This window comes from Bacteroides sp. 2201st1_D9_2201SCRN_220225 (assembly GCF_040928965.1).
GTDB classification, from domain to species: Bacteria; Bacteroidota; Bacteroidia; order Bacteroidales; family Bacteroidaceae; genus Bacteroides; species Bacteroides stercoris.
Genome location: NZ_JBCODG010000074.1, coordinates 12,210 through 22,820 on the forward strand (window position 1 = coordinate 12,210; position 10,611 = coordinate 22,820).

Sequence of the window (10,611 nt, forward strand, 5' to 3'; positions counted from 1 at the left end):
GCATTTGATAGAAGAGGCAGGGCGTGAAGATGAGTTCGTTATCGACTCGGCAGGTATTCTTTCCTATCATCAGGGAGAGCTGCCCGACAGCAGGATGCGTGCCCATGCCGCCCGTCGGGGTTACAACCTGACGCACCGTTCCCGTCCGGTACGTACGGATGATTTCTATGAGTTCGATTTGATTATCGGAATGGATGACCGTAATATTGATGATTTGAAAGAGCGTGCCCCTTCTGTAGAAGCATGCGGAAAGATACATCGCATGACGGAATACTGTACTAAGTTTGCCCATGCCGATTACGTGCCCGACCCTTATTATGGCGGAGCCGAGGGGTTTGAATACGTACTCGATATATTGGAAGACGCCTGCGCCGGATTGCTCGGAGCGGTTGGCGAAGAATCACCGCTCAATGCCTGTTGTCATGATAAAAACGCTTGTTGTCGTTGAGGCTGCACGTTGCATCCACTCCGGCCTGCTGCAACCGTTCGGCAATCTCATTCAGCTTCTTCCTTGAAACCCGGCCGATGTAGAAAAGACGATAACGGTAGTCCTTGTCGAGCAATTCCATGACGTGGGTGAAAGTCTGCTCCCGGGCAAAATCAAAGTTGACCTTGCGCAGGTCTGTATACGGATAGCGGATTGTCCTGCCTGCACTGTGTACGGTGAGGTTTTCGTTGTCCAGCGTCAGGTAGCAGAACCGGGTCATCAGCATGCAAATGAAGAAAAGGCTCAGTCCGAAGGACAGGATGGCCGGAATGAATCCCCACCATGCATCGATGCCGACGGAATAGTAACCCAATATCAGGAACATAAGGAATAATATGAAGAACCAAAACATATACAGCGAGGGACGCCGGTAAGTTTCCTCCGGGAGGGTTTCCATGCTCCGTCCGCGCGGAACATAATTGGCAAAAGGCACTCCTTGCGACACCAGAAAGCGGACGAGTGATGAAGGATGCCTGAAGGGAGGCATGTATATTACTTTATCCTGCTTTTCCTTTAGGTGGAAAACGAATATTCCGGGACCGTATTTGGCTTTTCCTGCCGGGATATCCTTATGCGCCTGCCGGGGGTAGCGTTCCATGAAACTGAAACTTTCAATCTGATGCAGTTGAATCCGTTGGCTTTGCAACAGAAATTCCGCTCTTTGCTGTTCTTTGGTACTGATTTTCATAGGTCTTGCTTTTTAAGTTCCGGGTAACTGATGCGGGTGTGGTAGATGGTTTTCAATTTTTCTTTGAAAACGGCTTTTACCGTTGCTATGTCCTTGAACGTGACGGGGCACTCCCTGAAATAACCTTCCTCCACCTGCGAATCGATAATCTTGTCTACCAGGTTGCTGATGCTCTCTTCCGTATATTCGGGCAGGCTGCGCGAGGCTGCCTCTACGGAATCCGCCATCATCAGGATGGCTTGCTCCTTGCTGAAAGGGTTGGGACCGGGATAGGTGAATGACTCGTTGTCGGGTTCCTCGCCGGGATGCTCGTTTTTCCAGGATATGTAGAAGTATTTTGTCTTTCCCCTACCGTGGTGAGTAGTAATGAAATCCTTGATGACTTTAGGCAGGTTGTTCTTCTCGGCCAGTTTCAATCCGTCCGTTACATGTCCGATGACGACTTGCGCACTCTGCTCGTAACCAAGATTCTTGTGCGGATTGACACCGCCCGATTGGTTTTCGGTAAAGAATGCCGGATTCTCCATTTTGCCGATGTCATGGTATAAAGCGCCTGTACGCACCAACTGGCTGTTTGCGCCGATGCGGTTGGCTGCTTCGGCTGCGAGGTTGGCTACCTGCATGGAATGCTGGAATGTGCCGGGTACGGTTTCCGACATGCGCCGCAGCAAACTGTTGTTGATGTTGGATAATTCCACCAAAGTAACATTTGAAGTGAAGCCGAAGGTCTTTTCCACCAGGAAAAGCAACGGATACGTGAAAAGCAGCAATACGCCGTTTATCACGAAGTAGGTGTACATACTGCCGTTCAGTTTGGACAGGTCGTTTTCCGTTATCAGTTCAAAAGCGAAATAAACGGCTGCATAAGTCAGAATCACCAGGATGGCCGTGCGGAACAACTGCGAGCGTTGCGATAATTCTCTCAAACTGAAAATCGCAACCAAACCTGCCGTTAGTTGCAGCAGGATGAACTCGTGCGGATAGCGCAGGCAGATGGAACAAATCAGTATTGTGACGACCTGTGTGAGAAAGGCAGTCCGTGAGTCGAGAAACACGCGGATAATGACGGGCAGCATGGCATAGGGAATGATGTATACGTTGAATATATTGTTTGTTACCATAACGGCCGTTACCACACAATAGAACATGATAAGGGTGAAAAGCAGCGCGAGGTTGCCTTTGCGGTTGTAATAATCTTTGCGGAAGAGGTCGAGATAAAGCATGAAGCACAATATGAAGATGCCGACGTACAGAATCTGCCCTGCCAGCATCAGTTGTTTCTGGCCGATGGACTCGCTGCGCTGGATGGACTCTTTGCGCAGGCTTTCGAGGATATTGTAGGTCTCCCGGCTCACTATCTCGCCGCGGTCGATGATTTTCTGCCCGCTCAGTACGATGCCGTTTGCCCATGAATAGTTGTCGAGGATTTCTTCCTTGGCGGTCTCTGTCCGCCGGGCATCGTAGGTGAGGTTGGGAGAGAGATATTCGTTGAGGGAACACTGCCGGAGTATGTTCGGACGATAGTGTATGGTGTCGGCCGTAAGCAGGTAGGCATATGCCTGCTTTACGGAGTAGAGTTTGTCGATGCTCCGTTGGTTGGCAAGCTTGTCGTCTATCACCATGACGGCAGATGTGCTGTCTTTGTGCAGCCGGGCAAGTTCTTCAGTGGAAAGGATGCCCGCCCGGTACACTTCGGATAGTATTTTTTCGATATGGCGGATGTAATCGGAAGAGGGCAGAATGTCGCGCAGATGAGTCTGATAGTCGTTCTTCAGTTTCTTGAGCGCCTCTTTCCCGGTGCTCTTGTCCAATTGGAAATAGGGTTGGAAAGAGGCCAGGATGCTGTCTTGTTCTTTTTTTACGACTTGGTCGTCTTTGTAGATGGGGAAGTCGAAGGTAGCCATCAGTTGCCCGTACTTCCAGGGTTTGTCAATGTCAAACTGGTAATTAAACTTACCGTCTCTCGGCAGGAAATAGACAATAACTCCCACCGTACCTATAAAAATAAGTGCCTTGTATATCAAATCTCTGAACGAGAACTCTTTGTTTTTACCTTTGAAATAGTTCATATCGGTTGAAATTTTTGCGAAAAGTACAAAAAAAAACAATAGTATGGAAAAAAAGGTTTAATTTTGCCGTCTAATTTAGTTATAAGTAAGATAGATTATGACAGAAAGAAAAGTCAGAGTCCGTTTTGCCCCGAGTCCTACGGGGGCGTTGCACATCGGTGGTGTGCGCACTGCGTTGTATAATTATCTCTTTGCCCGTCAGCATGGAGGAGATTTGATTTTCCGCATTGAGGATACCGATTCCAACCGGTTTGTGCCGGGGGCGGAAGAATATATATTGGAGTCTTTCAAGTGGTTGGGCATTCCTTTTGACGAGGGTGTCAGCTTTGGTGGAGAACATGGTCCGTACCGTCAGTCCGAACGCCGCGACATATACAAGAAGTATGTACAGGTGTTGCTGGATGCCGGCAAGGCATATATCGCTTTCGATACTCCGCAGGAGCTGGAAGCCAAGCGTGCGGAGATTGCCAATTTCCAGTACGACGCTTCTACACGCATGCAGATGCGCAATTCGCTGACGATGCCCAAAGAGGAAGTGGACGCGCTGATTGCCGAAGGCAGGCAGTATGTGGTCCGTTTCAAGATAGAGCCGGACGAAGATGTGCATGTGAACGACTTGATACGTGGCGAGGTCGTGATAAACTCGTCTATCCTTGACGATAAGGTGCTTTACAAATCGGCGGACGAACTGCCTACCTATCACCTGGCAAATATTGTGGATGACCATTTGATGGAAGTTTCCCACGTTATCCGCGGTGAAGAGTGGCTGCCTTCCGCTCCGTTGCATGTGCTGCTGTACCGTGCTTTCGGTTGGGAAGATACGATGCCGGCGTTCGCACACCTGCCGCTGTTGCTGAAGCCCGAAGGTAACGGTAAGCTCAGCAAGCGCGACGGCGACCGTCTGGGCTTCCCGGTATTTCCGCTGGAATGGCACGACCCCAAGTCGGGCGAAGTGTCTTCGGGCTATCGCGAATCGGGCTATCTGCCGGAAGCTGTCATCAATTTCCTTGCTTTGCTGGGCTGGAACCCGGGTAACGACCAGGAACTGATGTCGATGGATGAACTTGTAAAACTGTTCAATCTGAGCCATTGCAGCAAATCGGGTGCTAAGTTCGACTATAAGAAAGGTATCTGGTTTAACCATGAATATATTCTTCAGAAATCGGACGAGGAGCTTGCGGAACTTTTCAAGCCGGTACTGAAAGAGCACGGTGTAGACCTTGGTGCATACAGCGATGCGTTCCTTACTACGGTAGTCTCCCTGGTAAAGGGCCGCGTCAACTTCGTGAAGGAACTGTGGGAGCAGGCACGTTTCTTCTTTGTTGCTCCTGAACAGTATGCCGAGAAGGATGTGAAGAAACGTTGGTCGGAAGATATTCCGCGCATCATGACGGAATTGATGGAAGTGCTTCGGGGCATTGGAGATTTCTCCTCTAAACCGTCGGAAGATGTAGTTATCGGCTGGATTACGGAGAAAGGATATCACATGGGTAATGTGATGAATGCTTTCCGGCTGGCAGTGGTAGGAGAGTGTAAAGGACCGCACATGTTCGATATTACCGCATTGTTGGGCAAAGAAGAGACGCTTGCCCGCATACAGCGTGCCATCGACGTTCTGAAATAAGTTGAAGCGGAGAAAAGTATGTTTTATAATTTAGCAATAATACTCTATGATATTGCGGTGCACCTGGTGGCTCCTTTCAGCCGTAAACCGCGGAAGATGATGAAGGGGCACTGGGTCGTGTACGAACTTCTTCGGCAGCAGTTGGAGAAGGATGCGCGTTATATCTGGTTTCACGCTGCCTCTTTGGGAGAGTTTGAACAGGGACGCCCGCTGATTGAGAAGATACGTGCCAAATATCCGGATTATCGTATTTTGCTGACATTCTTTTCGCCGTCGGGCTATGAAGTGCGCAAGAACTACCGGGGGGCGGATATCGTGTGTTATCTGCCTTTCGACAAACCGCGCAATGTGAGGAAGTTTCTTGACCTGGTGAATCCCTGCATGGCGTTTTTTATCAAGTATGAGTTTTGGAAGAACTACTTGGATGAGTTGCATAAGCGCCGCATCCCCGTTTATAGCGTGTCTTCCATCTTTCGCCGCGGGCAGATTTTCTTTAAATGGTACGGCGGTACGTATAGGAATGTGCTGCGCAACTTCGACCACATCTTCGTGCAGAACGAGCGCTCCAAGCGTTATCTGGCGAAGATTGGTATCAACCGGGTGACTGTGGTGGGGGATACCCGTTTTGACCGCGTGCTTCAAATTCGGGAAGAGGCTAAAGACTTGCCTTTGGTTGAGTTGTTCAAGAACAATACGATGACTTTTGTTGCCGGAAGTTCCTGGCAGCCCGACGAGGATTTGTTTATCGAATACTTTAATCAGCATCCGGAAGTGAAGCTGATTATCGCTCCGCATGTAATCGACGAAAATCATTTGGTAGAGATAATCCGTAAGCTGAAGCGGCCGTATGTGCGTTATACCCGTGCCGACGAAAAGAATGTCCGTAAGGCGGATTGCCTGATAATAGACTGCTTCGGCCTGCTTTCCTCCATCTATCGCTATGGAGAGATTGCCTATATCGGCGGCGGGTTCGGAGTGGGTATCCATAATACGTTGGAAGCTGCCGTATATGGCATTCCGGTAATCTTTGGGCCGAAGTACCAGAAATTCCAGGAAGCCGTTCAGCTCCTGGAGGCAAAAGGCGGGTTCTCTGTCAAGAGTTATGAAGAACTGAAAGCGTTGCTCGACCGTATGCTGGAAGATGAAAGCTTCTTGCGCGAGACCGGTACGAATGCGGGGACTTATGTAACCGGTAATGCCGGGGCAACGGACAAAGTTTTGGGTATGATAAACTTTTAGACTGTTGAAGAGGTTGCCAAAGACCTCTTTCCATAAAAAATATGAGGGGTTGTCAAAACTAAAACGAGACTCTGAAAAGTTACAGACTGTAATTATAACCTCTAAAAGGGTCGTATCAAACTCCGTTTTGAGAGTAATGATACGACCCTTTTCTTTAGTCTTTTAGGATGTTCTAATTTCAAGTTAAAAAGTTTGTCTTCTCAAAGAATGAGTTGTGACGCTTTCATTTTTCCTATATGTAGGCAGTCTCCTTTTGAGAGACAGCCGATACCTTTACTCCTTGTACCAGCTTGAGTACATCAGGTAGTTGTGTGCAATCTTCTGGTTTAGTTCTTTTGCCTGTTCGGGGTCTACCTTTTTGATGAATTTGGCAGGTACGCCACCCCAAATGCTTCCCGGTTCTATTACGGTGTTGCTAAGTACCAATGAGCCGGCGGCTACAATGGCGCCTTCGCCTACTACGACATGGTCCAGAATGGTAGACCCCATGCCTATAAGTGCATAATCCCTGATTGCAGCTCCGTGGATGGTTACATTGTGGCCTACGGATACATGGTCGCCTATTTCAATGGTGGATTTCTCGTATAAGGTGTGCAGTACGCTTCCGTCTTGGATGTTTACACCGTTTCCGATGCGGATGGAGTTGACATCTCCGCGCAGTACGGTACTGAACCAGATGCTGCAATCCCGTCCCATTTTTACATCTCCGATGATAGTAGCGTTATCTGCTAAAAAACAATTCTCTCCGATTTCCGGAGTGAAACCTCTTACTGATTTTATTAGTGCCATTTTTTTTTCTGTTGGTTATCGGTTAATAATTAATGGTTTACATGCTTCTTTCAGCCACTCTTTTTCATCATTGTCTAAGTCAGGAGATAGCTTTTCGTATACAACTCGATGGTATTCGTTCAGCCATTCGATTTCTTCGGCAGTCAGCAATTCCTTGATGATTCCTTTCCGGCAGATAGGACAGAGCGTGATGGTCTCGAACTTCAGATAATTGCCGAACATACCTTCGCCGGCAGGGACTGTCAGTAACAGGTTTTCGGTGCGGATGCCGTGGCTTCCGGCCTTGTACACGCCTGGTTCGTTGGAAGTGACCATACCCGGTTGCAAGGGAATGGGATTTTCGTTCATTCGGATGCTCTGTGGTCCTTCGTGTACATTGAGGAAATGTCCCACTCCGTGGCCGGTTCCATGCAGATAATTCATGTGCTGCTTCCATATCGGGAGGCGTGCCAATACGTCCAGTTGCGCTCCGCGGGTGCCTTCAGGGAATACCGCCGTTGCCAGTGCGATATGGCCTTTCAATATTAAGGTGTAATCGGTTTTCTCTTCCTCCGTCAAGTTGCCAAGTGCGATGGTACGGGTTATATCTGTCGTTCCGTCCAGATATTGGGCTCCGGAGTCCAGTAAAAGAAAGCCTTCCGCTTTCAGTGTTACATCCGTTTCGGGAGTGGCTTCATAGTGAACTATGGCTCCATGTTCTTTATAGCCGGCAATCGTATCAAAGCTTTCGCCCATGTAAAGTGGTTGTGCAGCCCGAAAAGCATGTAGCTTTTTATCTATACTGATTTCTGTTTCCCGGCCTGTAGGGACGGCATCTTCCAGCCACTTCAGAAATTTAACCAATGCCACGCCGTCTCTTTGCATAGCCGTATGGATGCCGGCTATCTCCTGTTTGTTGCGGATGGCTTTCAGTAGAGTTACGGGGGATGTGCCGTCGATTATCCGGCATTGCGGATTGATTGCCGAGTAGATGGCGTAATTTGTTTTGGCGGAATCTGCCAGTATGCTTCTTGCAGGGAAGTGGTTAAGGTAATCTTCTATTTCTTCATATGTATGTACGGAGATACCATTAACGTTAAAATAGGAAGTTAGCTCTGCTGTGACTTTTTGCGGTTGGATGAAATAATGCACTGCGTTTTTCTCTATCAGCAGGTAGCTGACAACAACCGGGTTGCAGTGTACGTCATTTCCTCGAATGTTGAGCAGCCAGGCTATTTCATCCAGTGCCGACAGTAGCAAAGACTCAGCACCGTTTGCGTCCATCTCTTTTCGGACGGCTGCAAGTTTCTCCGTAAAGCTCCTGCCGGCATATTGTGTGTCGTGAATAAACGCGGGAGACAATGGCATTGCCGGGCGGTCTTTCCATAACAGTTGCAGGGGGTCGGCAACACTTTTTACATGAATACCGCTCTTTCTCAATGCTTCTTGCAGATGCTCCACTTCTTTGGCCGAGAACATTTTTCCGTCTATTCCTACGGTGTCTCCCTCTTGCAGGCGTGAGTTCAAGAATGTCGGAATACTTGGCGTTTCAGGCAACATCTCTTTGTATAATGTGATTTCTGTTCCTTCTATCTGCCGGGCGGCTTGCAGGAAATAACGGGAGTCGGTCCATAAACCGGCTTCTTCTGCTGTTATAACTACCGTGCCGGCTGAACCTGTAAATCCGGAAATCCATTCCCGCGACTGCCAGTGGGGAGCTACGTACTCGCTGAGGTGAGGGTCTGTGCTTGGAATGATGAATGCCTGTATGTTTTCTTGGACAATGTGTGTCCGCAAGGCGGCAATACGTTCATTAATTGTTAAATTCATACTGTATAAGGTGTTGATAAGCGTTTTCAAAGATACTCACTTTACTTGTATTACATGGAGTAAATTCTGTTATTTTATCTATTGTTGCTTCTGTAAGTGAAATCTTATCTGCGGGCAGTTTTGATAACTGTCAGTAAGAAAGGCAGGTATTTTATGTTAGGATTGTCGATTTTTTTGTCGAAAGTTTTGTGAATAAAGAAAGTATGTGTAATTTTGCCGCTCAATTTAATCGTGAGATTTTATAAACCATTTAAATTTTAAAAACAAAAAAATGATTGTAGTACCTGTAAAAGAAGGCGAAAACATTGAAAAAGCGCTGAAGAAATTTAAAAGAAAATTTGAAAAGACTGGTATCGTTAAAGAGTTGAGAAGCAGACAACAGTTTGATAAACCGTCTGTGACTAAAAGACTTAAGAAAGAGCGTGCAGTTTACGTTCAGCAACTTCAACAAGTAGAAGATTAATAATTCGTAATTTCCTTTGAATTATTGAATTCTTTTTCATACATTCGTTGCATGATTTAGATGTAACGATATGCTGTTGACAGATTCTTTTCTCGACTATCTTCTGTATGAACGGAATTATTCTGAAGGTACTGTAAGGTATTACCGGACGGACATTCTTGAGTTGCAGAAGTTTGGTGAGAAGCTGTTGGGAGATTTAGCCCCGTCGGATGTAGGTGTGGATCTTATTCGTGAATGGATTGTTTCCCTGATGGATAAAGGTTATGCGCCTAATACGGTGAATCGAAAGTTGAGTTCTGTCCGGACATATTACAAGTATCTTTTAAAGAAAGGATTGGTGGCGGCAGATCCGTTACGGAGAGTAACAGGGCCGAAAAAAAAGAAACCGCTTCCTGTCTTTCTGAGAGAAGGTGAAGTGGATAGGTTGTTGGATGATGTCGACTTTGGAGAAAGGTTTGAAGGGTATCGCGACCGTTTGATTATCGAAATGTTTTATACGACAGGTATGAGGCTTTCGGAATTGATAGGGTTGGATGATAAAGATGTTGATTTTTCTGCTTCTCTTATTAAAGTGACCGGAAAACGGAATAAGCAACGTCTGATACCTTTTGATAAGGAACTGGGGCGTTCCATGCAGGAGTATGTCAATGTGCGGAATCAAGCATTGCCGGTTCGTTCGGATGCTTTTTTTGTCCGAAAGAATGGAGAAAGGCTTGGCCGCGGTATCGTAGCATATATTGTGAGACGAAACCTGTCAAAGGTAGTAACTGTAAAAAAAAGAAGTCCGCATGTGCTGAGGCATACCTTTGCAACGGCTATGCTGAACAATGGTGCTGATTTGAGCTCGATAAAAGAGCTGTTGGGGCATGAAAGTTTGGCGACTACGGAAGTTTATACGCATACTACTTTTGAAGAGCTTAAAAAAGTGTATAATCAGGCTCATCCTCGAGCCTAAAAAAAGGAGGTAAGTATGATAGTTAGAATTCAATCGATTCACTTTGATGCGTCAGAGCAGTTGCAGGCTTTTATTCAGAAGAAAGCTGCTAAATTGGAGAAATTTTACGATGATATAGAGAAAGTAGAGGTGTCATTAAAGGTAGTTAAACCGGAAACAGCCGAAAATAAAGAAGCCGGGGTGAAAGTATTGGTGCCCAACGGTGAGCTTTATGCGAATAAGGTTTGTGATACGTTTGAAGAAGCAGTGGATCTTTGTCTGGAAGCTTTGGAAAAACAGCTGGTTAAATACAAGGAAAAACAACGAAGTAAATAAAAATCCGCTTAAAATTTTGCGGGTAAAAAATAAATGTCTAAATTTGCAGCCGTTTCGCTCGCGGTAGAACGTTGCGGTTGCATTTTTAAAAAGATTGCCTCTTTAGCTCAGTTGGCCAGAGCACGTGATTTGTAATCTCGGGGTCGTTGGTTCGAATCCGACAAGAGGCTCAA

At 46.8% G+C, this 10,611-nt stretch carries 10 protein-coding genes and 1 tRNA gene; 7 read left to right on the forward strand and 4 right to left on the reverse strand.

The window, feature by feature from the left end; all coding sequences use genetic code 11:
• Positions 1 to 448 (forward strand): low molecular weight protein-tyrosine-phosphatase (locus tag AB5903_RS18475; protein ID WP_368118098.1); only part of this gene is annotated, 448 nt, incomplete at its 5' end.
• On the opposite strand, the gene AB5903_RS18480 is transcribed toward AB5903_RS18475, so the two are convergent.
• Both AB5903_RS18480 and AB5903_RS18485 read right to left on the reverse strand, forming a co-directional pair.
• Positions 408 to 1,175 (reverse strand): hypothetical protein, encoded by a 768-nt coding sequence (locus AB5903_RS18480; protein ID WP_342979007.1) that lies wholly within the window; start codon positions 1,173 to 1,175, stop codon positions 408 to 410. The genes AB5903_RS18475 and AB5903_RS18480 overlap by 41 nt on opposite strands.
• Positions 1,172 to 3,244: an HD family phosphohydrolase gene (locus tag AB5903_RS18485; RefSeq protein ID WP_005656575.1), complete on the reverse strand. Its 2,073-nt coding sequence runs from the start codon at positions 3,242 to 3,244 to the stop codon at positions 1,172 to 1,174. The genes AB5903_RS18480 and AB5903_RS18485 overlap by 4 nt, the downstream gene beginning before the upstream one ends.
• A 97-nt stretch (positions 3,245 to 3,341) precedes the next feature.
• Between AB5903_RS18485 and gltX the strand changes: the two genes are divergently transcribed.
• Both gltX and AB5903_RS18495 read left to right on the forward strand, forming a co-directional pair.
• Positions 3,342 to 4,868 carry a glutamate--tRNA ligase gene (gene gltX / locus AB5903_RS18490; protein ID WP_368118099.1) on the forward strand — a complete coding sequence of 509 codons (1,527 nt, stop codon included), beginning with the start codon at positions 3,342 to 3,344 and terminating at the stop codon, positions 4,866 to 4,868.
• Positions 4,869 to 4,886: 18 nt separating this feature from the next.
• On the forward strand, positions 4,887 to 6,107 hold the full coding sequence (locus AB5903_RS18495; protein WP_005656572.1) for a 3-deoxy-D-manno-octulosonic acid transferase: 1,221 nt from the start codon (positions 4,887 to 4,889) through the stop codon (positions 6,105 to 6,107).
• Positions 6,108 to 6,380: 273 nt separating this feature from the next.
• On the opposite strand, the gene AB5903_RS18500 is transcribed toward AB5903_RS18495, so the two are convergent.
• The gene (locus AB5903_RS18500) at positions 6,381 to 6,896 is read right to left on the reverse strand and encodes a gamma carbonic anhydrase family protein (RefSeq protein ID WP_005656571.1); all 516 of its coding nucleotides are present in this window, start codon (positions 6,894 to 6,896) and stop codon (positions 6,381 to 6,383) included.
• Between the two features lie 15 nt (positions 6,897 to 6,911).
• Positions 6,912 to 8,705 (reverse strand): aminopeptidase P family protein, encoded by a 1,794-nt coding sequence (locus AB5903_RS18505; RefSeq protein ID WP_272710112.1) that lies wholly within the window; start codon positions 8,703 to 8,705, stop codon positions 6,912 to 6,914.
• A gap of 271 nt (positions 8,706 to 8,976) precedes the next feature.
• Here AB5903_RS18505 and rpsU point away from each other — a divergent pair, with 271 nt between their 5' ends.
• From rpsU to AB5903_RS18525, 4 genes are all read left to right on the forward strand, one after another.
• The gene (rpsU, locus tag AB5903_RS18510; RefSeq protein ID WP_002558090.1) at positions 8,977 to 9,168 is read left to right on the forward strand and encodes a 30S ribosomal protein S21; all 192 of its coding nucleotides are present in this window, start codon (positions 8,977 to 8,979) and stop codon (positions 9,166 to 9,168) included.
• 70 nt (positions 9,169 to 9,238) lie between these two features.
• Entirely contained in the window at positions 9,239 to 10,123 is an 885-nt protein-coding gene (gene xerA / locus AB5903_RS18515; protein WP_005656568.1) for a site-specific tyrosine recombinase/integron integrase, read from the forward strand.
• Between the two features lie 15 nt (positions 10,124 to 10,138).
• Positions 10,139 to 10,438 carry a ribosome-associated translation inhibitor RaiA gene (gene raiA / locus AB5903_RS18520; protein WP_005656567.1) on the forward strand — a complete coding sequence of 100 codons (300 nt, stop codon included), beginning with the start codon at positions 10,139 to 10,141 and terminating at the stop codon, positions 10,436 to 10,438.
• A 96-nt stretch (positions 10,439 to 10,534) separates the two neighbouring features.
• A tRNA-Thr gene (locus tag AB5903_RS18525) sits at positions 10,535 to 10,608 on the forward strand.
• The last annotated feature ends 3 nt before the right edge of the window (positions 10,609 to 10,611 follow it).